We start from the raw sequence: 20,967 nt of genomic DNA on the forward strand, positions 1-20,967 counted from the left end.
GTGACCGAGATACAGTGATCGAGCGGGGAGCAGCGATGCGTGGACGGGCCAATTTTGCACTGCGGCAAGGCGCACTGCGTCAAGGCGCACTGCGTCAAGGCGGTATTTCGCTGACGGGCCTGGTCGTCGTGCTGGCGCTGGCCGGCCTGGCTGGCGTGCTGGCGATGAAGATCCTGCCCACGTATTCGGAATACCGGTCGGTCAGCGCGGCGATCGCCAAGGCCAGGGCCGCCGGCGGCACGCCGCAGGAGATCCGGGCCTCGTTCGACCGCAGCGCCGAGGTAAACTACATCAGCTCGATCAGCGGCCGAGACCTCACGATCGAGCGGGTCAACGGTGAAACCGAAGTCTCGTTCGCCTACGACAAGAAAATCCACCTGGCCGGGCCGGCCAGCGTGCTGCTCGAATACAGCGGCTCGACCGCCAAGGGCGGTGCCACCCCCGCCCGTGCCGAGTGACACGAAAGACAGGACAGACAGGAAGATGAATCTACAGTTATTGCAAACGAAGCTGGGCCACACGTTCCGGGACGCTGGGTTACTGCAGCAGGCCCTGACGCATCGCAGCCACAGCAGTTTGCATAACGAACGCCTGGAATTCCTGGGCGATTCGATCCTGAACTGCGCGGTGGCGTCGATCCTGTACGACCGCTACCTGCAGATCGACGAGGGCGACCTGTCGCGGCTGCGCGCCAACCTGGTCAAGCAGCAATCGCTGTTCGAGATCGCCCAGAAGCTGGAACTTTCCCAGTTCCTGCGGCTGGGCGAGGGCGAACTGAAATCGGGCGGGTTCCGCCGGCCGTCGATCCTGGCGGACACGCTCGAAGCGCTGCTGGGCGCGATCTTCCTCGATGCCGGCTTCGATGCCGCGGCAAAGGTGATCCGCGCGTTCTATATCCCGATCCTGGACACCGTCGACCCCCGCACGCTGGGCAAGGACGCCAAGACCCTGCTGCAGGAATTCCTGCAAAGCAAGAAGATATCCCTGCCGCTGTACAACGTGGTCGCCACGCACGGCGCCGCGCACAGCCAGGAATTCGAGATCGAGTGCCTGGTGCCCAAGCTGGGCATCCAGGTCTACGGCCGGGGCGGCAGCCGCCGTGCCGGCGAACAGGCGGCCGCCAAGCTGGCGCTGGAAGTGGCCGAACAGGCCGCGCAGAAAGCGCCCGCCGCCGCGCGCAAGAGCAAACCGCGCGCCGCACAGCTGAAGCTGGCGGGTATCGCCACCGTCCAGGGCGACGAGCCGGCGGAAAAAAAGCTCGTCAACAAATAACCGAGAACCATCATGACTGACGCCACCACGCCCGCAGGATTCCGCTGCGGCTACATCGCCATTGTCGGCCGCCCCAACGTGGGCAAGTCGACGTTGATGAACACGCTGATCGGCGCCAAGGTCAGCATCACGTCGCGCAAGGCGCAGACCACGCGCCACCGCATCACCGGCATCCAGACACTGGCCGATGCGCAGTTCATCTACGTCGACACGCCGGGTTTCCAGACCCGCCACTCGAACGCGCTGAACAAGACGCTGAACAAGACCGTCACAGGCACGCTCGATTCGTCGGACGTGATCCTGTACCTGGTCGAAGCCGGCACCTTCGGCGCCGCCGACCAGCAGGTGATCGACCTGCTGCCGAAGGATATCCCGGTGGTGCTGGTGATTAACAAGTCGGACCGCGTGAAGGACAAGGCCGTGCTGCTGCCGTTCGCGCAGCAGGTGGCAAGCAAGTTCGACTTCGCGGCCGTGGTGCCCGTATCGGCCAAGCTGCGCTTCCAGCTGGACGGCCTGCAGAACGAAATCAAGCGCCTGCTGCCGGAAAACCCCCCGGTGTTCGGCGAAGACGACATCACCGACCGCAGCGAGAAATTCCTCGCCTCGGAAATCGTGCGCGAAAAACTGTTCCGCTTTGTCGGCGACGAACTGCCGTATACGAGCACCGTGCTGATCGAGAAGTTCGAGCAGGAGGGCAACCTGCGGCGCATCTTCGCCGCGATCCTCGTCGAACGCGACGGCCACAAGTCCATGATCATCGGCAACAAGGGCGCCCGGCTGAAGGAAGTCTCCACCCAGGCCCGCCTCGACATGGAAAAGCTGTTCGGCGGCCCGGTCTACCTGGAGATCTGGGTCAAGGTGAAATCCGGCTGGGCCGACAACGAAGCCGGCCTGCGCGCTTACGGCTACGAATAACGCCATGCGTACAGGCGCCCCTACGGCCGGGTCCGAGTCCGATACGGCAGTCGATGCCATGGACACGGACTCGGCCGTAAGCGCTGCCGATACCGCTACCGCCGAGCCGGTGGATGCCACTGCATCGCCGGAAAACCCGGTCGTGGAAGTCCGCGACAACGCGGTCTCCTACCTGCTGCAGACAGCACCGGCCGTACGTCCCCCGCAGCAAACACGCAAGCGCACCGCGCCCCGCACGGTGGGCACGCGCGTGACCGCCCAGCCGGCCTTCGTGCTCCACAGTTACCCGTACAAGGAAACCAGCCTGATCGTCGAGTTGCTGACGCGCGACTTCGGCCGTGTTGCGCTGATCGCGAAAGGGGCCAAGCGCCCGCACTCGCAGCTGCGCGGCGTGCTGCAGACCTTCCAGCCGGTGTCCGCCGGCTGGACCGGCAAGAACGAGCTGCGCACGCTGACCGACGCCGACTGGGTGGGCGGCCTGCTGCCGCTGGAAAAGACGGCGCTGCTGTGCGGCTTCTACCTGAACGAGCTGCTCGTGAAACTGCTGGCGCGCGACGATGCGCACCCGAAGCTGTTCGACCATTACGTGTCCACGCTGAACCAGCTGGCCCACAACGAACCGCCGCCGATCGTCTTGCGAAAATTCGAAACGGCCTTACTTAAGGAGACCGGGGTAGCCTCCGATCTCACCCGCTGCGCCGACACGCGGGGCAAGGTCAAGCCCGGCATCGCGTACGTGGTCGATCCCGACCGGGGCCCGCGCCCCGCCGGCGATGACGATACCGCGCCGCGCGTGGCCGGCAAGACCCTGCTCGACATGGCGCGCGAGGATTACACGGACCCGGCCACGCAGGCGCAGAGCAAGCAGCTGATGCGTTTCCTGCTGGCCCACCAGCTGAACGGGGCGCCGCTGAACACGCGCCAGATTTTGATCGACCTGATGCAACTGTAAAAACAAAGAGACCATGAGCTTCCTGCACCCTTCCGGCACGATGATCGACCTGGGCGTCAACATCGACCACGTGGCCACGCTGCGCAACGCGCGCGGCACCAAGTACCCCGACCCGATCCGCGCGGCGCTGCTGGCCGAACAGGCCGGCGCCGACTGCATCACGCTGCACCTGCGCGAAGACCGCCGCCACATCCGCGACGCGGACGTGATGGCTCTGGCGCCGCAGCTCATCACACGGATGAACCTGGAAGCGGCCGTCACGCCGGAGATGATCGACTTCGCCTGCCGTATCAAGCCGGCCGACGTGTGCCTGGTGCCGGAAAAGCGCACCGAGATCACCACCGAGGGCGGGCTGGACGTGGTGCGCTTCCACAAGGAAGTGGCCGCCGCAGTGAAGCAGCTGCAGGGCGAGAACATCCGCGTGAGCCTGTTCATCGATGCCGACGAGGCGCAGATCCAGGCCGCGGCCGATGTGGGCGCGCCCGTCATCGAGCTGCACACCGGCGCCTATGCCGATGCCGAAGGCGAGGAGCAGCTGAAGGAGCTCGAGCGCGTCAGGGCGGGCGTGCGCTGGGGCGTGCAGCGCGGTCTGAAAGTCAATGCCGGCCACGGCCTGCATTACACGAACGTGCAGGCGATTGCCGCGATCCCGCAGATCGAGGAGCTCAACATCGGCCACGCGATCGTCGCGCACTCGGTGTTCGTCGGCTGGGAAAACGCGGTGCGCGAGATGAAGGCGATCATGGTCTCCACGCGCCTGGGAGCCCGATGATCCACGGGATCGGCACCGACATCTGCAAGGTTCCCCGCATCGGCGAAGCGCTCGCGCGCCAGGGCGAACGCTTTGCGCGCCGCGTGCTCGGTCCCGAGGAGCTGGAGGTGTTCCGCGAACGCAGCGCCCGCAACGCGACACGGGGCGTACGCTACGTGGCGACGCGCTTCGCCGCCAAGGAAGCGTTCTCGAAGGCGCTGGGCCTGGGCCTGCGCCCGCCGATGACGTGGCCCGCGGCGCAGCTGGTGAACGATGCGCTGGGTGCGCCGTGCATCGTCTGCAGCGGCGCCTTGCAGGCCTACATGGAGCAGAACCGGCTGACGGCGAAGGTGTCCGTCAGCGATGAAGAGGAATACGCGGTCGCGTTCGTGATCGTGGAAAAGGCCGATGACTGAGATGAGCGAGGAAACGACGGCAGGTTTGCCGACCCAGCCGACCCAGCCGACCCTGCCGGCACTGTCGGCACTGTCGGCACGCGAACAGGTGCTGGCGACGGTCGCCAAGCTGCCCAACCTGCCGGGTGTCTACCGCTACTTCGACGCGGAGGACAAGGTGCTCTACGTGGGCAAGGCGCGCGACCTGAAGAAGCGCGTGTCGAACTACTTCCAGAAGAACCTGTCCAGCCCGCGCATCGCGATGATGGTCGAGCGCATAGCAAGGCTCGAAACGACCGTCACGCGCAGCGAGGCCGAAGCGCTGATCCTCGAGAACAACCTGATCAAGTCGCTGCAGCCGCGCTTCAACATCCTGTTCCGCGACGACAAGTCGTACCCCTACCTGAAGCTGACCGGCGACGCGGTGCCGCGCATGGTCTACTACCGGGGCGCGGTCGACAAGAAGAACCAGTACTTCGGCCCGTTCCCTTCGGCATGGGCGGTGAAGGAATCGATGCAGATCCTGCAGCGCGTGTTCATGCTGCGCACCTGCGAGGACAGCGTCTACCAGAACCGCACCCGCCCGTGCCTGCTGAACCAGATCGGCCGCTGCAGCGCGCCGTGCGTGGGCGCGATCAGCGCCGAGGACTACCGCGTGGACGTGAACAACGCCGCGCGTTTCCTGCGCGGCCGCACCACCGAGGTGATGGAAGAGCTGGAGCAGAAGATGCACGGTTACGCCGCCAGCCTGAAGTTCGAGCAGGCCGCGGCGGTGCGCAACCAGATCCAGTCGCTGTCGAAGGTGCTGCACCAGCAAAGCATGGAAACGTCCGATTCGGACGTGGACATCATCGCCGTGGTGGTGCAGGGCGGCCGCGCCTGCGTGAACCTGGCGATGGTGCGGGGCGGGCGCCACCTGGGCGACCGCGCGTACTTCCCGTCGCACGTGATCGATGCGGAAGCGATCGCCGAGCAGTCGATGGACGTGGAGGTGCTGTCGGCCTTCCTGGTGCAGCACTACACCGAGAAGACCATTCCGGGCGTGCTGATCCTGAACATCGAATTCGACCAGCCGGAACTGATCCTGGCGCTGCAGGAGCAGTGCGGCCACCGCATCAACCTGCTGTTCCAGCCGCAGGGCCAGCGCCGCCAATGGCTCGAGCTGGCGCAGAAGGGCGCCGAGATCGCGCTGGCCCGGCTGCTGTCCGAACAGGGCTCGCAGCAGTCGCGCACGCGCGCGCTGGTCGAGGCGCTCGGCCTGGAAACCGACGACATCGAAACGCTGCGCGTCGAATGCTTCGACATCAGCCACACGCAGGGCGAGGCGACGCAAGCCTCGTGCGTGGTGTTCCATCACCACCAGATGCAGAACGGCGAGTACCGCCGCTACAACATCAACGACATCACGCCCGGCGACGATTACGCGGCGATGCGCCAGGTGCTGATGCGCCGCTACGAAAAGGTGGCCAATGGCGACGGCGTGATGCCGGACGTGGTGCTGATCGACGGCGGCAAGGGCCAGGTCGAGATGGCGCGCCAGGTGTTCGTCGAACTGGGGCTCGATATCGGCCTGATCGTCGGCGTGGCGAAAGGCGAGGGCAGGCGGGTCGGCCTGGAAACGCTGATGTTCGTCGACGGCCGCCCGCCGCAGGAACTGGGCAAGGAATCGGCGGCGCTGATGCTGGTGGCGATGATCCGCGACGAGGCGCACCGCTTCGCGATCACCGGCATGCGCGCCAAGCGCGCCAAGACGCGACAGACGTCCACGCTGGAGGAAATCGAAGGCATCGGCGCCAAGCGCCGCCAGCGCCTGCTGGCGCGCTTCGGCGGCCTGCGCGGCGTGACCAATGCCAGCGTGGAGGACCTGCGCTCCGTCGAGGGCATATCGGGCAAGCTCGCCGAAGAAATCTACCGCCGCCTGCATTGACGGGGCGATGGCGGCGTTGCGGCGCCTTGCCGTACTAGAAGTACTGGCTGCGGCGCCGCGCCTTGCCCTCGCCCCGTCAATGCAGGCGGACGAGGTGCATCATATGGCAGGCGGCTTGCGTGGCGAAGCACTGGCCCCGTCAATGCAGCCGGAGGAAGTGCATCGGAGGCCCATTGAACTGCGCATCCGTCCTGCTGAGCCGTGCTTGCTGGTATTACCCCGGTCGGCAAGGTAGACTAGCGGCGCGTTATTACCATTCCTGCAATCGCCGTTCTCTACTGCCGCATCTATGCCATTCAACATCCCGATCCTGCTGACCTGGCTGCGCGTCGCGCTGATCCCCCTGGTCGTGGGCGTGTTCTACCTTCCTCCCTCGTGGCTTCCCCTGCAGGACCGCAATCTCGCCGCCACCGTCGTCTTCATCGTGGCCGCCATCACCGACTGGTTCGATGGCTTCCTGGCGCGGCGCTGGAACCAGACGTCGGCGTTCGGCGCCTTCCTCGATCCGGTGGCCGACAAGCTGATGGTGGCCGGCGCCCTGCTCGTGCTGGTGCAGCTCGACCGCTGCAACGCGATCCTCGCCTTCATCATCATCGGCCGCGAGATCACGATCTCCGCGCTGCGCGAATGGATGGCGCAGATCGGCGCATCGAAATCGGTGGCCGTGAACTCCATCGGCAAGATCAAGACGGCCGCGCAGATGACGGCGGTTCCGGCGCTGCTGTACTACGACGTGCTCCTCGGCGCCGTCGACACCCGCTTCTGGGGCGAAAAGCTGTTGTGGGTGGCCAGCGTGCTGACCGTGTGGTCGATGTTCTACTACCTGCAGAAGGCGTGGCCGCTGATCAAGGAGCGTGCCGGGAGCCTGAATTGACGGATCTTCCCCGGCGTTTCCCGCGGAGATTTCTGCCTTGACAGTTTTATTCCATGGTCTATAATGCGTGCCTGTTGTTGATGACGACGCAGTAGCAAGCGACGAAGCGGGAGTAGCTCAGTTGGTAGAGCGCAACCTTGCCAAGGTTGAGGTCGAGAGTTCGAGACTCTTCTCCCGCTCCAAAATCGTCAACGACATCGCTGGAAAAGCAACGATGTTTCTGCGATAATAGTTGATTCGTGCAGTTCAGTAACGCGGGAGTAGCTCAGTTGGTAGAGCGCAACCTTGCCAAGGTTGAGGTCGAGAGTTCGAGACTCTTCTCCCGCTCCAGTTCTTCTGGCGCGTTGCAGCACGAAGCTTGCAGGAACAGTGGTTTTAGAAGTTGTTGTAGTCGGTAACACTCCATGCGGGAGTAGCTCAGTTGGTAGAGCGCAACCTTGCCAAGGTTGAGGTCGAGAGTTCGAGACTCTTCTCCCGCTCCAGGATTCGGAATGTCGCGGCACGCTGCGCGATGTTCACCCCATCAAGGCGGGGTAGCAAAATGGTTATGCAGCGGCCTGCAAAGCCGTGTACGCCGGTTCGATTCCGGCCCTCGCCTCCAGTTTCAGGTAGTACATACTCCAAGCGGGAGTAGCTCAGTTGGTAGAGCGCAACCTTGCCAAGGTTGAGGTCGAGAGTTCGAGACTCTTCTCCCGCTCCAGAAACATGCAAAAGGGCAGCCCGATGTGGCTGCCCTTTTGCATTGTCGACACCGAATCGGTGCTGCGCGAAGAGGCCGGCATGGTTGCTGTTCTCGTCGGCGGGAGCGGCAACGCCCCCTTGTCGCATCATCATCGGCATGGACGTGCAATAAAGGTGTGCTCGCCCTGCAACACGACGACATGTGCTGTGGAAAAATGCAGGTCTGCGGGCAGATTGCCGCCGCCACTGCCGGAAAAGGCCGCCGGGTCTGGTAAGATTTTGCACACTCAGGACATCCATCCGCATTGTTGACTGTGCGGGGTCGCCTCACAAACCCTTTGCCAGCATGCAGTTCGTCCTTATGGTCAAGACCGGTCGTTCGCGTTCCCCACGTATCCTTCAAAAAATTCTGCGCGCGGGCCGGATCTTTCCGGTGCTGGCGGGATTGGCGCTTGCGGCGCCCGCATTTGCCGCCCAGCCCGGGCTGGTCGACCTGGCCGAACTGAGTCTCGAGGACTTGTCGAAGATCCGGGTCACATCGGTATCCAAGCGCGATGAGCCGCTGTCCGATGCCACCGCATCGATCTACGTCATCACGGCCGAAAGCATCCGGCGCTCCGGTGCCGCGAGCTTGCCGGAAGCATTGCGCCTGGCGCCCAACATCCAGGTCGCCCGCATCGATGCGCGCAACTACGCGATCACGGCACGCGGTTTCAGCACTGCGCTGGAAAACAAGCTGCTCGTACTGATCGATGGCCGCAGCGTGTATTCGCCGTTGTTTTCGGGCGTGTTCTGGGATGCCCAGGACGTGGCCATCGACGATATCGATCGCATCGAAGTCATCAGCGGGCCGGGTGCCACCCTGTGGGGCGCCAATGCCGTCAACGGCGTGATCAACATTACGACGAAGGCTGCCGGTGCAACACCGGGCACGCTTGCGAGTATTTCGGCCGATGGCACCAGCCGCGTGGGCACCGTGCGCCATGGTGGCGAACTGGATAACGGCGGCAGTTATCGCATCTACGCCAGAACGATGCTCCAGGAAGACCTCGACAGCGATGCCGGCGCCCGCAGTGCGACAGGCATGAAGCGCACGCAGGCCGGCTTCCGGGCCGACTGGGCCGGGTTGACCGTGCAAGGCGATGCGTACAGCGGCGAACTTCACCAGGCAGGCACCCGGGACATACGGATCGCCGGGGCCAATCTGCTTGGCCGCAAGACTGTACTGCTCGCCAGTGGCACCGAGGTGACCGCACAGGCGTACTGGGACTTTACCCAGCGCGACCAGCCGAATGCCTTCAACGAGCACCTCAATACGATCGACGTGCAGGTGCAGGGCGCCATGTCGTTGGGCAGCCGTAACCGTCTCGTGGCAGGCGCCGGTGTCCGCATGGCTTTCGACAGGATCGCCAATGCCAGCAGTTTCGCGTTCCTGCCCGGCGACCTGGATCTGTACTGGGCCAACGTGTTCATGCAGAATGAAACCCGGGTAAATGACCAGCTGCGCGTGATCGCGGGCGTCAAGCTCGAACAGAACAACTACACCGGGCTCGAGATCCTGCCAACGCTGCGCCTGGCGTGGAAAACGGCGGAAAACAGCATGCTATGGACGTCCGCGTCGCGCACCGTGCGTGCGCCGTCGCGGATCGATCGCGATTTTTATGCTCCGTCGCAGCCCCCGGTGGTGGCCGGCGTACCTCAGTTCGTGATCGGTGGCGGCCCGCAGTTCGCGTCGGAGGTGGCGAATGTGGCCGAGCTGGGCTACCGTATTCAGCCGAGCGCGACTGTCTCCTTCTCGGCCACGGCGTTTGCCACCAGATACGATCGCCTGCGCACGCTCGAACCCAGCCCGAACGGTGTCGGCCAGGTGTTCTCGAACCTGGCCACCGGCCGCACGCATGGATTGGAGTTATGGGGACAATGGCAGGTCATGCCGGACTGGCGGCTGTCGGGCGGCGCCGTCGTGCAGCGGGTGCGCACCGAGCTGGAAAAGGGTAGCCGCGACCTCAGCGCGGCTGCCGGCATCGCCACGAGCGATCCGAGCCACTACTGGAGCCTGCGCTCGTCATGGGACATCGCCGCCGGTCATGGCATCGACCTGATGCTGCGTCGCTACGGTGCGCTCCCCAGCCCCGCGGTTCCCGCGTACAGCACGCTGGATCTCAATTACACATGGCAGGCAACGCCGAACCTGCACTTGTCGCTGTTCGGCAGCAGTCTGCTCGACAGCCGGCATGTGGAGTTCGGCCGGTCCGGTCTGCGCACGGCATACGAGCGACAGGTTGGCGTCAAGCTGACGTGGCGCCGGTAGATGGCCATTGCGTGTCTCCCGTGGGCGGCGCTGCTGGCGTGCGCATGCCTGTGCATGCCACCCGCTGCCCGCGCGCAGGCGCCATCGGAGGATGCCGTCAAGGCGGTCTACCTGTTCAAGATGCGCAACTACGTCGAGTGGCCCGCCACGGCGGCGGGCCCGGCCGGCGGTCGTACGGTCATCGGTGTCGTCGGCGCGGAGAAGGTGGCCGAGCATCTGCTGCAGATACCGGCGGTGCGCGACAGCGCCGGCAGCGGCGTGACCGTGCGCAGGCTGCGTATCGGCGACGGGATTGCCGGCATCGACATCCTGTTCATCGGCCAGGGCGCCTGGAGCCGTGCCGCGCCGCTGGTGGCCCAGGCACACGACCAGTCCACGCTGGTGGTATCCGATTCGGACGACGCGCTCTCCGGCGGCAGTATCATCAATTTCCGCCTGGTGGATGAACGTATCCGCTTCGATATTTCGCTCGAGTCGGCCGAAAGGGCAAACCTGAAACTGAGCTCACAGCTGTTGTCGGTGGCCCTGTCCGTCGCGCGGGCGAAAGAAAAGTGATGGACCGCTCCGGGCAGTCACCGCCCGGGCATCGCCCGTTCATTCACAGGATGGATGACCGCTATCGCCACGATCAATTGGCCATGCTGGCCGGGAAGTGTCATCATGCTCTCCGTCTCCTCCAGTTTCCCCACTGAAATTGGATTCAAGCCGGCCACTGTGCCGGCATTTTTTTGTGCGTGCCTGGCACGACAGGCAATAGCCTCGCGGCCGCAAGCCGCAACAAGGCGGTAACCGTCCGGCATGCCGGGCATCGCCGGTCGGCCGGCGAACGACTTGCAGGCGCCCGACGCTTCAACGAACAACATCATGAACAACGAAGTCAAAACCTTCCGGGAAGCGATCCTGCTTGTCCTGCATACCTGGCGCGCGGCGTCCGCGTTCTTCTTCAGCATCGAGCTGTGGCTGATGGTGGGCGTGGCCGCCGCCACGGTGGGCGGGGTGTGGCTGGCGTTCATGGGCGATGCGTGGAGCCTGCTGGCGTTCGGGTTTTCGATCGGGTATGTCGTCGCGCGGACCGTGCTGCACGTGAAACGCATCCTGAACTGGCCGTTCATCTGAGCCGTTCGCCTGCCACGAATCCATGGCGGCACATGGCCGGCGCGCTGCGGCCGGCAATCGATATCAGTTCATGAAAAACTCGATCCCCCGCGCCATCGCCGGATACGCGGCGGACCCATGGTCCTCATGGGCCAGTTCGTGGAACCGCACCCGCTCCAGCAACGGGCCGCCGGCCTGCAGCCGCGCGGCGAGGTCGCGCGCCGAGTCGACCATGCGCCGCTGCAGCAGCGCCGCATCGTGGCTGCCGGCGCGAGCATCGGCAGGGCGCTTCTGTTCCAGCTCGCCCACGGTCATCAGCAATGACGGCTTGCCCGGCAGCGCCGCGACGCGCTGCGCGAAACCTTCCAGCCCGTCCAGCACCACGCGGTCGCCATACCAGATCGACGGGCTGGCGGCCACGTAGGTCTGGAACATGGCGGGCCGGGTGAATAGCGTGTACAGCGTGCACAGGCCGCCGAACGAATGTCCGTACAGGGCCTGGCGCCGCGGGTCGACCGGCGCCAGCGTGCGCACCAGCGGTTTCAGTTCCTGCTCGATGAAGTCGAGGAAGCGGTCGGCGCCGCCCTCGGCGGCGGGCGCGCCGGCGGCGGGCGGCGTGTAGTCGCGGGTGCGGCTCTTCGAATCATGGTCCTGCGCGGTGGCGTAGCCGATGCCGACGATCACCGGCGCGGCCAGGCCGGTGACCCCGGCGCGGCGCGCGGCGGTGCGGGCCATCAGTGCGAGCACGGGAAACGACGCGTTGCCGTCCAGCGCATACAGTACCGGGTGGCCGGCGGCGGGCGCCGGCGTCTCGGGCACGCTGACGAAAATGCGGTAGCGCTGGCCGGTGATGGCCGACGCCATGTCGCGCTGGCGCGCCTGCGGCAGCATTACGGGCTGCCACGCCTCCGCATCGCCGGCGGCCGCGGCAGCCTCATGGGCAGCCAGCGGCAGCAGCGTCGAACCCAGTACGGCGGTGCCGCCGGCAAGCAGGCGGCGGCGGGAAAAGGGGAAAGCGGTCATCGGGACTCCGTGCAAGCAGAAAACTATGGAGGCCGCGGAGGCGCTCCATTTCAATGAGAATGATTCTCATTATATTATGCGGTGGCATCGCCTGGGTCTTCAAGGCTGGCTCGCCTGTGCCGGGCAGCAAGCGTTCACCGCCGAGCCTGCGAGAGGGTGGCAAGCAAGCCGATAGCCGCCCGTATTGCATGGTAGACTGCCTTGCACCAATAACGAGCAGCCATGCACAGCATTCATCCATTCACGACGTTGAAGGCGCGGATGACAGTCATTGTCGGCGCGCTGGTCTTCCTGTCTGGAATGTTGCTTGCCCTTTATGCGATCAATATCGTCGAGCGGGACATGGCGCAACTGGTGGGCGACCGCGAGTATGCGCTGTTGTCGAGCGCGGCGGCGCAGATGGAGCAGGACCTGAACGCCAAGCGCACGGTGCTGCGCGTGACGGCGGAAGGCATGCAGGCCGCGGGGGCATACGATCCCGCGGCCGTGCGCAACTATCTGCAGCGCGTACCGTCGCTGGGGCAGCAGTTCTTCAACACCGTGGCACTCGATGCCAACGGCGTGCTCCTGACCAGCCTGGCCGGCGGCGCGGCCGCCGGCCAGGCCACGGTGGCGGCGCGCGCCTATTTCCGGGATACGGTGCGCACGCGCAAGGGCGTGCTGTCGCCGCCGCTGCGCAGCGCGCTGTCCGGAAAGCCCATCGTGCTGCTGACCGAACCCGTGTTCGACGCCGCCGGGGTTCTCCAGTTTGTCCTGGCCGCCTCCATCGACCTGTCGCAACCGGATTTTTTCGAACACCTGGACCGGCTCAAGCCGGGGCGGCACGGCTATCTGTTCGTGTTGACGACGGACGGCGTGATCCTGCACCACCCGGAACCGGGCCGGGTGCTGCGCAACGTCGCCGACGAGAAGGGCGGCATCGTGCCGTCGACGCGGCAGGCGCTGGAGGGCAAGGATGGCTGGGTGCTGGCCCCGAACAAGGCGGGCGTGAATTCGCTGATCGGCTACCGGCGCCTGGCCAACGCCGACTGGATCGTGGGCATCGTCTATCCCACGGCGGAGGCGTTCGCGCCGCTGGTGGCGATGCGCCAGCGGGCGCTGCTGCGCACGGGCATCGCCGCCGTCGCCGCCGGCTTGCTGGGGCTGCTGGCGATCGCGATCCTGTTGCGTCCCCTGGAAACGTTGCGTCACCAGGTGGCGCGCATCCGCCGCGGCGATGCCGGCATCGACATCATCGACCTGACCCGGCGCGACGAGATCGGCGCCCTGAGCCGGGCCATCCATGCGCTGACGGAGGAGCGGGCCATCGCCGACGCCGAGTCGGCGCGGCTGGCACGCACCGATTCGCTGACAGGGCTGTGCAACCGGCGCATGATGGAAAGCGAGCTGGACATGGCATTGCTGCGCCAGCGCCGCAGCCATGCCGAACTGGGCGTGGCGTTTCTCGACATCGACCATTTCAAGCACATCAACGACAGCCATGGCCATGCCACCGGCGACGCGGTACTGGTCGAATTCGCCAGGCGGCTCAGGCAGGCCGTGCGCGCCACCGACATCGTGGCCCGCTATGCCGGCGACGAATTCGTCGTGGTGTTCGAGGGGTTGTCCTCCGCAGAGGAACTGGCGGCGCTGGCCACGAAAATCCTGGAGGCGATCCGCGTGCCGTTCCCTGTCATCGCCGAAGGCTTGCAGGTCACCACCAGTATCGGCCTGACGCTGGGCCGCGCCGGCAGCACCCGCGAGAGCCTGCTCAAGTGTGCGGATGAAGCGCTGTATGCCGCCAAGGCCGCCGGCAGGAACGGCTTCGCCATCGACGGAACCGTGGCCGGGGCATGCGGTACCGGCCAGGCGTGACCGCTGAATGCGTCCTTTACCTCACGCAACTGAGCGGAGTGGCGGGCTGCGATCGTGGCCCGCGGGCGCGCAACATTAGCTAGTGCAAACCGGCAACTGTGCGGACCAGCATCCGGCCGGATGTTAAACTTGCCGTCCAGACATGATATGTCCAGGGAGTCTTTCCACGCATGCGCTTTTTCCTCTTTTTCCTCATCTCCCTACAACTTGCCCTGGCGACGCCCGCGGGTTTTGCCGCGCCGGCCGAAAAGAAAGCCGATGCGCCGGCCGCCGCCGTCGTCCAGCCCGATCCGCTGGGACGCGAAACGCCGCGCTCGATGGTCTCGGGCCTGATCGGCGCGCTGGCCGAACTCGATTACGACCGTGCCGCGATGTATTTCGACCTGCCCGCCGCCAGCAGCACCCGGCAGCGCATGGCCGCGATCGGCCAGGCGCGCGCGTTCCACGCGCTGCTCGACGACGGCGGATCGCTCAGGCCGTTCGCCGCCCTGTCCAACGAGGCCACCGGCAAGCTCGACGACGACCTGCCGCTCGACCAGGAGGAAATCGGCGAATTCACCCTGGCCGGCAAGACCCTGCCCGTGCTGCTCACGCGCGGCCAGGAAGGCGGCCAGCCGGTATGGCGGATCTCGAAGGAAACGCTGGCCCGGATCGCGGCGGCGACCCGGCGCGAGCCCGCGGCGCAGCAGCAGCCGGCGGAAGAGGAATTCATGCTCGCCGGCGCGCCGGTGAAGGATTGGGCGATCCTGCTGGGGCTGGGCATCATGGTCTTCGGCGGCCTGTGGATGCTGTCCGCCCTGATCGTCGCGGCACTGCGCCGGCTGGTGGCCGATCCCGCGGCGAACGGCATCTATCGCTTCGCCGAGGCGGCGCTGCCGCCGCTGAGCCTCGTGATCGCCGTGCTGGTGTTCTATAACTGGGCGGACCGGGCGCCCGTCGCCATCGTGGCCCGCCAGACGCTGCTGCGCTACGCCGGCATCGTCACCGTCATCGCGGTGGTCTGGTTCGGCCTGCGGCTGGTCGACGCGATCGCCGAACTTGCCATCACCCGCATGCAGCGCCACGGCCGGCGGCAGATCGTTTCCGTCATCACGCTGCTGCGGCGCACCGTCAAGTTCCTGCTGCTCACGCTGTCCGGCATCGGCATCCTCGACACGTTCGGCATCGATGTCACCACGGGCATCGCGGCGCTGGGCATCGGCGGCATCGCGCTGGCGCTGGGCGCGCAGAAAACGGTGGAAAACCTGGTCGGCAGCGTTACCGTGATCGCCGACCGGCCGCTGCAGGTGGGCGACTTCATCAAGGTGGGCACCGTGGTCGGCACGGTCGAGGACGTGGGCATCCGCTCGACCCGCATCCGCACCGGGGAACGCACCGTGGTGACCATCCCGAACGGCGACCTGTCGGCACGCCAGATCGAGAACTACGCGGACCGCGACCGCTTCCTGTTCAACCCGGTGATCGCCGTGGGTCACGGCACGTCGTCGGCCAAGCTGAAGGAAGCCATCGCGATCGTCCAGGGCGTGCTTGCCGAACAAAGGAACCTTGCCGACGACTGGCGGGCGCGGCTGGGGAGCATCGGCGAACGGTCCTTCAATATCGATGTGCATGCCTATATCGACGTGCGCGAATTCGATACCCAGGTCATCATCCGCGAGGAATTGCTGCTGACGATCTACGAACGCCTCGAGGCGGCAGGCATCGGCCTGGCGTTCCCGAGCCAGACCATCGTGTTTTCGCCGGCGGCGGGCACGGCGGCCAACGAGCTGCAAGCCGCCGATGCCGGCGTGGACGATGCGCCACGCCCCGCACGCGCGGCCGTGCGCTGAGGCGCCGGGGCGCCGCGCGCTGCTATCATATTGCCCATTGCGGGGCCGATCCGGCGCTTGCCGCGGATGGCGCCGGCATGCCGGCGAAGACCGTTGCGCCGAAGTTTGCACCGATGTTTTCGCCGGTATTTACGCCGGTATTTACGCCGGTATTTACGCCGGCAAGTGCCGTGATGCCGATGACAGCCGCCGCGCTGGCCGGAACGGGATCGTTGCAGGTTCCATCCTTCCCGCCGGCCCGCGGTTTCGCCAACGAGGAGCCCCATGATGACCATTACCATCACCGCCTTCGAACATTCGCCGGACGGCGGCAGGGGACTGGCGCGCGATACGCGCGTTCGCTGGGCGCTGGAGGAGGTGGGCCAGCCCTACAAGGTTCGCCTGGTCACCTTCAAGGCGCTGAAAGAACCGGCGCACCGGGCGCTGCATCCGTTCGGCCAGATCCCCACCTATGAGGAAGGCAATCTCGCCCTGTTCGAAACGGGCGGGATCGTGATGCATATCGCCGAACGCCACGCGGGCCTGCTGCCGCACCACGCCAATGCCCGGGCACGCGCGATCACGTGGATGTTCGCCGCGCTCAACACGGTGGAAATGCCGATCGTCGAACTGTCCACCGTCATGCTGCTGGAACGCGACAAGCCGTGGTACCAGGAGCGCCTGCCGCTGGTCGAGGCGCGCGTGCGCGACTGCCTGGGCCAGCTCGCCACGCGCCTGGGCGACGCCGAATGGCTCGACGGCCCGTTCAGCGCGGGGGACCTGATGATGGTCTCGGTGCTGCTCAGGTCGAGGTCGTCGGGCATCCTCGATGAATATCCGAACCTGGCCGCCTATGTCGCCCGTGGCGAGGCGCGACCCGCGTACAAGCGCGCCTTTGCGGCGCAGCTGGCCGTCAACGCCGGCACGTAGGAATCGGGATGCCGGCAGCCGGAACAACTCCGGCCGCGGATCAGAGCCTGGCCAGGCTGGAGGAATCGATGTCGCGGATCGATTTCACGCCGGTCAGCACCATGCTGGTACGGATGTCCTTTTCCAGGATGTTGAACAGGTTGCGCACGCCGGCCGCGCCGCCGACGGCGAGCGCGTACACGAAGGCGCGGCCGATCAGCACCCCGTCGGCGCCCAGCGCGAGCATGCGCACCACGTCCAGGCCCGTGCGGATGCCGCCGTCGGCGAAAATGGTCAGGTCGCCCTTGACCGCCGCGGCGATCGAAGGCAGCGCCCTGGCTGAAGAGACGGCGCCGTCGAGCTGGCGCCCGCCATGGTTGGACACCACGATACCGTCGGCGCCGAAGGCCTTCGCGTCGCGCGCGTCGTCGGCGTCGAGGATGCCCTTGATGACCATCGGGCCCTTCCATTCGTCGCGGATCCACTGCAGGTCGCTCCAGTTGATGCCCGGATCGAAGTTGGCGCCCAGCCAGCCGATGTAGTCCGCCAGGCCGGTCGGGTTGCCGCGATACGCCGAGATATTGCCCAGGTCATGGGGCCGCCCGAGCATGCCCACGTCCAGCGCCCAGCGCGGATGCAGCATTGCCTGCACCACGCGGCGCAGCGGTCCGTTCGGGCCGCTCATGCCGGAATGCGCATCCCGGTAGCGGGCACCGGGCACCGGCATGTCGACCGTGAAGACCAGCGTCTCGATGCCCAGTTCGCGCGCGCGCTGCAGGTAATCGCGCATGAAGCCGCGGTCCTTCAGCACATACAGCTGGCACCACAGCGGGCGCGACGACTTCTGCGCTACCTCCTTCAGCGGGCACACCGACACGGTCGACTGGATGAACGGGATGTCGCGCTCGGCCGCCACCGTGGCCGCCTGCACTTCGCCGCGGCGCGCATACATGCCGGTCAGCCCCACCGGTGCCAGCGCGATGGGCAGGCCCTGCCGGACCCCGAACCACTCGGTGGAAAGGTCCAGCGTTTCCGAACCCCGCAGCACGCGCTGGCGCAGGGCCACGTCCTGCAGGTCGCTCATGTTGGCGCGCATCGTCGATTCGGTACCCGACCCGCCATCGAGATAGTGGAACAGGAACGGTGGCAGCTTGCGGCGCGCGGCTTCGCGGTAGTCGGTGGCGGAAGAAATGATCATTGTCTGCGTCTATGTGGGGTGGGCGGCCGCTCGCCACGCCGGGCGAGTCGTGCCGCATTGTTTTCTGAATGATAAAGGATACGGATGCATGCTTCCCGCGGCCGGCCGGTTTTCATGAGCCGGCCGCGAAAGCCTCGACGGCGTAGACGTGGCTGGCGCCATGCATGTTCGAGGCGAAGACCAGCCACTTGCCGTCCGGCGTGAAGCGCAGGTTGGGCTCCAGGCGGTAGTCGTGCGCGGCCATGTCGACCAGCCGCGTCGACCGGAAGCGTTCGATGGTGACCAGGCTTTCGTCGTAGGAAGCCAGGTCCGCATCCACGATGGCCTGCGCTTCCAGCAGCGAGATCCACTTGCCGTCGGGGGCGTGGGCCACCATGTCGAGGTCGCCGCCGTCGCTGGCGAAGGTTCTGTTGTCCGGTGCGATGTTGAAGTGGACGCCCCAGTCGTTCCGATCCACGCGCTTCCACACGCGCCTGCCGGTGGCCAGTTCCAGGCCGGCGACCCAGAACACCTGGCCGCGCGGAGTCTGCAGGTCGTACCACAGCCACTTGCCGTCGTGGCTGAAGAATTCGTGGCCCCAGATCTCCATGTTCATCGTGCGCGTGTGCGCGCCGCGCAGGCCCGTGCCGTCCGCCCTGATCAGCCTGATACGGTCGACGCGGTGCCACGGCCCTTCCATGCAGAAGCGGATCAGGCCCGGATCGGTGGGCGAGAACTGGGCGTGGCCGATCCATTCCTCCGTCCTGTACAGGACCTTGCGCGCGCCGGTCTTCATGTCGATGGTGAACAGCTCCGCCGGCACGCGCGCGGCCCAGCGTTCGAGCATGCGCACGCCCTTGGCCCTGGCGAAGTTGAGCGGCTTGCCGTCCGGGCCGAGCGCGGCGTATTCGGCCTGCCCGAATCTGTCGATGCCGGCGGGATCCCTGGGCTGAAGCGGCTTGGCCCCGTAGGCGACCTGGCCCAGCAGCAGGGTATCGTCGGCATTGGCGCCACTGATGCCGCCGGCGTCGATGCGCGCCAGCCTGCGCACGGCTTTCGTGTCGACGTGGATGGCGTAGATGGTCTTGGGCCGGTCCGCCGCCTCGCCGTCGCCGGGTGCGGTGACGCTGTAGACCGCCTCGCGCGTCGTTCGCAGCATGAACAGGAGCTCGTTCTGCCGGCCCGCGACCAGCAGGGTGGTTTTCCAGTCCTCCAGCCGCACGGCGGCGATGCCCGACGGCGTCTTGACGACCATCACATCGCCTTCGGGCGTGAAGGCGTTGCGATAGAAGTAGAGCACTCCCGAGCCGTCTTCGTCGGACACGCGCACGATGCGCCGGCCGGTCTTCGGATCGACCCAGCTGCGCGGTACGGGGCCCCGTGGCGCGGCCGGTGCGGGCGTGCCCGCCTGCGATGGCGCCGGCGCTTGTGCCTGCGTCCGTGTCTGCGCTCGTACCTGCGTCTGCGCCCGGCCCTGCGCGGCATGCATCGCCGGCGCCAGCAGGGCGGCCGCGCCGCCCAGGCGCTTCAATGCCGCGCGGCGGCTTGCCTCCGTCATGGCGCCTTCCCGGCAGGGGTCTTCAGCGTCGCCGGGTCGTAGGCGAGGGCGCGGGTCGCGCGCATCTCCTGCTCGCGGCGGGCTTTCTCCGCCTCGCCGACCACGGTCTTCGGCGCGATGGGTTGCGGCGTGGTGGCGAGGATGGTGGCCTCGTCGTCGCGCGGCAGGGGCGGCTGGGGCAGGGCCTGTACCGGGCCGTTCAGGTCCATCACCTCCAGCCCGGCCAGCAGGTAGGACCCGGTGGCGTAGGGGCCGACGTCATCGGCGGCCGTCGGCACGGGGCGGTCGCCGGTCTTCTGCGCGGCGCCGACCAGGCCGTTGGGCAGGATATGCCGGTTGAGCGCCGCCCAGCCCTTCGTCACGGCGGGCAGGTAGACCTGGCGGTCCAGCAGGCCGTGGTTGATGCCCCAGGCCAGCGCGTAGACGAAGAAGGTCGAGCCGGAGGTCTCGGCTTCGGGGAAGCCCTTCGGGTCGTTCAGGTCGCTGCGCCACAGTCCGTCCGCCTGCTGCAGCTCGGCGACGCGGCCGGCCATTTTCCGGAAGATGTCGATGTAGAAGCCGCGGCCCTCGAAACCGGCCGGCATCGCCTCCAGCGTGCGCGCCAGGCCGCCCATCACCCAGCCGTTGCCGCGCGCCCAGTAGATCGGTTTGCCGCCGGCACCCAGGTGGTCCCGGTCCCTGAAACGTTCGTCGCGCAGGAACAGGCGGTCTTCCTCGACCCACAGGCGGGCGGCGGTGCGCCGCCATTCCCGGTCCATCGCGCGCATGTAGCGGGCATCGCCCGTCAGCGCCGCCTGGCGCGCCAGCACGGGCGGGGCCATGTAGAGGGCATCGCACCACCACCAGATCAGTGCTTCGGTTTCCTGCGGGCGGTCGAGGTGCGGCAGCATGAAATCGAGGCGCTGCTGCAGGGGCATCAGCACGCCTCGCTGGCCGCGGCGCGCATACAGTTCCTGGTACAGGTCGCCGATGGCCAGGTCGTCGGCGTTGAGCAGCATGCGGTCGGCCCGCGCGCCGCGGAAGGCATGGTTGTAGTGCTCGGCCGTGGCGGTGAGGAAGCGCAGGATGTTCCGGTTTTCGGCCACGCGCGCCAGCCGGGCCGCGCCGACATAGAACGTGGCGGCCACCCAGTTCGACGAGATTTCGGACAGGTTCGACCCGGTCGACAGCTGGATCGGGCGGCGGCTCATGTCGGCGATCTGTGCGGCGGCGACGTATTCGAGCACCGGCAGCACGGCCGCGCGCGATGGCAGCCGATCCGGCGCGAAGCGGGTATCGGGCCGCGGCGGCAGTACCAGCCAGCTCGCCTCGATGCCGGCCACCTGGGTGTTCAGGCCGCCGGGCGCGTCGGCGCCGAAGGCGGCCGGCGGCGCGGCCAGCAGGCCGGCCAGGGCGCAGTGCAAGGCGGCCTTTTGCAGGGCAGGCAGCAGGCGGGGAACGTCAGGAGAATGCGCGGTCATGGTTT

General features: G+C 66.6%; 20 protein-coding genes and 5 tRNA genes. 20 read left to right on the forward strand and 5 right to left on the reverse strand.

Annotated features, from left to right (window positions below; genetic code table 11):
• Positions 1-35: 35 nt before the first annotated feature.
• The 16 genes from GJV26_RS23035 (at position 36) to GJV26_RS23110 (ending at position 10,633) form a co-directional block, all read left to right on the forward strand.
• Positions 36-458, forward strand: a complete 423-nt coding sequence (locus GJV26_RS23035) for a DUF4845 domain-containing protein (RefSeq protein ID WP_155711021.1) — start codon at positions 36-38, stop codon at positions 456-458.
• 25 nt (positions 459-483) lie between these two features.
• The gene (rnc, locus tag GJV26_RS23040; protein ID WP_155711022.1) at positions 484-1,272 is read left to right on the forward strand and encodes a ribonuclease III; all 789 of its coding nucleotides are present in this window, start codon (positions 484-486) and stop codon (positions 1,270-1,272) included.
• Positions 1,273-1,284: 12 nt separating this feature from the next.
• Positions 1,285-2,187 (forward strand): GTPase Era, encoded by a 903-nt coding sequence (gene era / locus GJV26_RS23045; RefSeq protein WP_155711023.1) that lies wholly within the window; start codon positions 1,285-1,287, stop codon positions 2,185-2,187.
• A gap of 58 nt (positions 2,188-2,245) precedes the next feature.
• Positions 2,246-3,139: a DNA repair protein RecO gene (gene recO, locus GJV26_RS23050; protein WP_229419405.1), complete on the forward strand. Its 894-nt coding sequence runs from the start codon at positions 2,246-2,248 to the stop codon at positions 3,137-3,139.
• A 13-nt stretch (positions 3,140-3,152) separates the two neighbouring features.
• On the forward strand, positions 3,153-3,911 hold the full coding sequence (gene pdxJ, locus GJV26_RS23055; RefSeq protein WP_155711024.1) for a pyridoxine 5'-phosphate synthase: 759 nt from the start codon (positions 3,153-3,155) through the stop codon (positions 3,909-3,911).
• Positions 3,908-4,306 carry a holo-ACP synthase gene (gene acpS, locus GJV26_RS23060; RefSeq protein ID WP_155711025.1) on the forward strand — a complete coding sequence of 133 codons (399 nt, stop codon included), beginning with the start codon at positions 3,908-3,910 and terminating at the stop codon, positions 4,304-4,306. The genes pdxJ and acpS overlap by 4 nt, the downstream gene beginning before the upstream one ends.
• Before the next feature lies 1 nt (position 4,307).
• A complete protein-coding gene (gene uvrC / locus GJV26_RS23065) occupies positions 4,308-6,212 on the forward strand; it encodes an excinuclease ABC subunit UvrC (protein ID WP_155712667.1) in 1,905 nt (634 codons plus the stop codon).
• Positions 6,213-6,501: 289 nt separating this feature from the next.
• Positions 6,502-7,086, forward strand: coding sequence for a CDP-diacylglycerol--glycerol-3-phosphate 3-phosphatidyltransferase (gene pgsA / locus GJV26_RS23070; RefSeq protein ID WP_155711026.1), 585 nt, complete (start codon positions 6,502-6,504; stop codon positions 7,084-7,086).
• A gap of 106 nt (positions 7,087-7,192) precedes the next feature.
• Positions 7,193-7,268: transfer RNA gene (locus GJV26_RS23075), tRNA-Gly, on the forward strand.
• A 72-nt stretch (positions 7,269-7,340) separates the two neighbouring features.
• Positions 7,341-7,416, forward strand: a tRNA-Gly gene (locus GJV26_RS23080).
• 76 nt (positions 7,417-7,492) lie between these two features.
• Positions 7,493-7,568: transfer RNA gene (locus GJV26_RS23085), tRNA-Gly, on the forward strand.
• Between the two features lie 45 nt (positions 7,569-7,613).
• Positions 7,614-7,687 (forward strand) — tRNA-Cys (locus GJV26_RS23090).
• Positions 7,688-7,710: 23 nt separating this feature from the next.
• Positions 7,711-7,786 (forward strand) — tRNA-Gly (locus GJV26_RS23095).
• A gap of 5 nt (positions 7,787-7,791) precedes the next feature.
• Positions 7,792-8,079 (forward strand): hypothetical protein, encoded by a 288-nt coding sequence (locus tag GJV26_RS23100; protein WP_155711027.1) that lies wholly within the window; start codon positions 7,792-7,794, stop codon positions 8,077-8,079.
• 49 nt (positions 8,080-8,128) lie between these two features.
• Positions 8,129-10,078 carry a TOL_0244 family TonB-dependent receptor gene (locus GJV26_RS23105; protein WP_173346248.1) on the forward strand — a complete coding sequence of 650 codons (1,950 nt, stop codon included), beginning with the start codon at positions 8,129-8,131 and terminating at the stop codon, positions 10,076-10,078.
• Complete coding sequence (locus GJV26_RS23110) at positions 10,079-10,633, forward strand: TOL_0243 family YfiR-like periplasmic protein (protein ID WP_155711029.1); 555 nt, start codon at positions 10,079-10,081, stop codon at positions 10,631-10,633.
• A 17-nt stretch (positions 10,634-10,650) separates the two neighbouring features.
• Here the strand turns inward: GJV26_RS23110 and GJV26_RS23115 are convergent, their stop codons facing one another.
• A complete protein-coding gene (locus GJV26_RS23115; RefSeq protein WP_155711030.1) occupies positions 10,651-10,944 on the reverse strand; it encodes a hypothetical protein in 294 nt (97 codons plus the stop codon).
• Here GJV26_RS23115 and GJV26_RS23120 point away from each other — a divergent pair.
• Entirely contained in the window at positions 10,943-11,194 is a 252-nt protein-coding gene (locus GJV26_RS23120) for a hypothetical protein (protein ID WP_155711031.1), read from the forward strand. The two genes, GJV26_RS23115 and GJV26_RS23120, sit on opposite strands and share 2 nt — an antisense overlap.
• Before the next feature lie 63 nt (positions 11,195-11,257).
• Here the strand turns inward: GJV26_RS23120 and GJV26_RS23125 are convergent, their stop codons facing one another.
• Positions 11,258-12,196, reverse strand: coding sequence for an alpha/beta hydrolase (locus tag GJV26_RS23125; RefSeq protein WP_155711032.1), 939 nt, complete (start codon positions 12,194-12,196; stop codon positions 11,258-11,260).
• 261 nt (positions 12,197-12,457) lie between these two features.
• On the opposite strand from GJV26_RS23125, the gene GJV26_RS23130 reads away from it, so the two are divergent.
• From GJV26_RS23130 to GJV26_RS23140, 3 genes are all read left to right on the forward strand, one after another.
• Positions 12,458-14,050, forward strand: coding sequence for a diguanylate cyclase domain-containing protein (locus GJV26_RS23130; protein ID WP_173346249.1), 1,593 nt, complete (start codon positions 12,458-12,460; stop codon positions 14,048-14,050).
• Between the two features lie 170 nt (positions 14,051-14,220).
• Positions 14,221-15,879, forward strand: a complete 1,659-nt coding sequence (locus GJV26_RS23135; protein WP_155711034.1) for a mechanosensitive ion channel family protein — start codon at positions 14,221-14,223, stop codon at positions 15,877-15,879.
• 267 nt (positions 15,880-16,146) lie between these two features.
• Positions 16,147-16,788 (forward strand): glutathione S-transferase family protein, encoded by a 642-nt coding sequence (locus GJV26_RS23140; protein ID WP_155712668.1) that lies wholly within the window; start codon positions 16,147-16,149, stop codon positions 16,786-16,788.
• Positions 16,789-16,828: 40 nt separating this feature from the next.
• Here the strand turns inward: GJV26_RS23140 and lldD are convergent, their stop codons facing one another.
• From lldD to GJV26_RS23155, 3 genes are all read right to left on the reverse strand, one after another.
• Complete coding sequence (lldD, locus tag GJV26_RS23145) at positions 16,829-17,965, reverse strand: FMN-dependent L-lactate dehydrogenase LldD (RefSeq protein WP_155711035.1); 1,137 nt, start codon at positions 17,963-17,965, stop codon at positions 16,829-16,831.
• Positions 17,966-18,077: 112 nt separating this feature from the next.
• Positions 18,078-19,502, reverse strand: coding sequence for an oligogalacturonate lyase family protein (locus GJV26_RS23150; RefSeq protein WP_155711036.1), 1,425 nt, complete (start codon positions 19,500-19,502; stop codon positions 18,078-18,080).
• The gene (locus GJV26_RS23155; protein WP_216643151.1) at positions 19,499-20,962 is read right to left on the reverse strand and encodes a glycoside hydrolase family 88/105 protein; all 1,464 of its coding nucleotides are present in this window, start codon (positions 20,960-20,962) and stop codon (positions 19,499-19,501) included. The genes GJV26_RS23150 and GJV26_RS23155 overlap by 4 nt, the downstream gene beginning before the upstream one ends.
• Between the last annotated feature and the right edge of the window lie 5 nt (positions 20,963-20,967).

Source organism: Pseudoduganella dura (genome assembly GCF_009727155.1).
In the GTDB taxonomy this organism is placed as follows: Bacteria; Pseudomonadota; Gammaproteobacteria; order Burkholderiales; family Burkholderiaceae_D; genus Rugamonas; species Rugamonas dura.

What these genes read in the sequence shown, in the direction of transcription:
- GJV26_RS23035 (WP_155711021.1), top strand. Translation starts at nt 36, where the DNA reads ATGCGTGGACGGGCCAATTTTGCACTGCGGCAAGGCGCACTGCGTCAA.
- rnc (WP_155711022.1), top strand. Translation starts at nt 484, where the DNA reads ATGAATCTACAGTTATTGCAAACGAAGCTGGGCCACACGTTCCGGGAC.
- era (WP_155711023.1), top strand. Translation starts at nt 1,285, where the DNA reads ATGACTGACGCCACCACGCCCGCAGGATTCCGCTGCGGCTACATCGCC.
- recO (WP_229419405.1), top strand. Translation starts at nt 2,246, where the DNA reads ATGGACACGGACTCGGCCGTAAGCGCTGCCGATACCGCTACCGCCGAG.
- pdxJ (WP_155711024.1), top strand. Translation starts at nt 3,153, where the DNA reads ATGAGCTTCCTGCACCCTTCCGGCACGATGATCGACCTGGGCGTCAAC.
- acpS (WP_155711025.1), top strand. Translation starts at nt 3,908, where the DNA reads ATGATCCACGGGATCGGCACCGACATCTGCAAGGTTCCCCGCATCGGC.
- uvrC (WP_155712667.1), top strand. Translation starts at nt 4,308, where the DNA reads ATGAGCGAGGAAACGACGGCAGGTTTGCCGACCCAGCCGACCCAGCCG.
- pgsA (WP_155711026.1), top strand. Translation starts at nt 6,502, where the DNA reads ATGCCATTCAACATCCCGATCCTGCTGACCTGGCTGCGCGTCGCGCTG.
- GJV26_RS23100 (WP_155711027.1), top strand. Translation starts at nt 7,792, where the DNA reads ATGCAAAAGGGCAGCCCGATGTGGCTGCCCTTTTGCATTGTCGACACC.
- GJV26_RS23105 (WP_173346248.1), top strand. Translation starts at nt 8,129, where the DNA reads ATGGTCAAGACCGGTCGTTCGCGTTCCCCACGTATCCTTCAAAAAATT.
- GJV26_RS23110 (WP_155711029.1), top strand. Translation starts at nt 10,079, where the DNA reads ATGGCCATTGCGTGTCTCCCGTGGGCGGCGCTGCTGGCGTGCGCATGC.
- GJV26_RS23120 (WP_155711031.1), top strand. Translation starts at nt 10,943, where the DNA reads ATGAACAACGAAGTCAAAACCTTCCGGGAAGCGATCCTGCTTGTCCTG.
- GJV26_RS23115 (WP_155711030.1), bottom strand. Translation starts at nt 10,944, where the DNA reads ATGATGTTGTTCGTTGAAGCGTCGGGCGCCTGCAAGTCGTTCGCCGGC.
- GJV26_RS23125 (WP_155711032.1), bottom strand. Translation starts at nt 12,196, where the DNA reads ATGACCGCTTTCCCCTTTTCCCGCCGCCGCCTGCTTGCCGGCGGCACC.
- GJV26_RS23130 (WP_173346249.1), top strand. Translation starts at nt 12,458, where the DNA reads ATGACAGTCATTGTCGGCGCGCTGGTCTTCCTGTCTGGAATGTTGCTT.
- GJV26_RS23135 (WP_155711034.1), top strand. Translation starts at nt 14,221, where the DNA reads ATGCGCTTTTTCCTCTTTTTCCTCATCTCCCTACAACTTGCCCTGGCG.
- GJV26_RS23140 (WP_155712668.1), top strand. Translation starts at nt 16,147, where the DNA reads ATGACCATTACCATCACCGCCTTCGAACATTCGCCGGACGGCGGCAGG.
- lldD (WP_155711035.1), bottom strand. Translation starts at nt 17,965, where the DNA reads ATGATCATTTCTTCCGCCACCGACTACCGCGAAGCCGCGCGCCGCAAG.
- GJV26_RS23150 (WP_155711036.1), bottom strand. Translation starts at nt 19,502, where the DNA reads ATGACGGAGGCAAGCCGCCGCGCGGCATTGAAGCGCCTGGGCGGCGCG.
- GJV26_RS23155 (WP_216643151.1), bottom strand. Translation starts at nt 20,962, where the DNA reads ATGACCGCGCATTCTCCTGACGTTCCCCGCCTGCTGCCTGCCCTGCAA.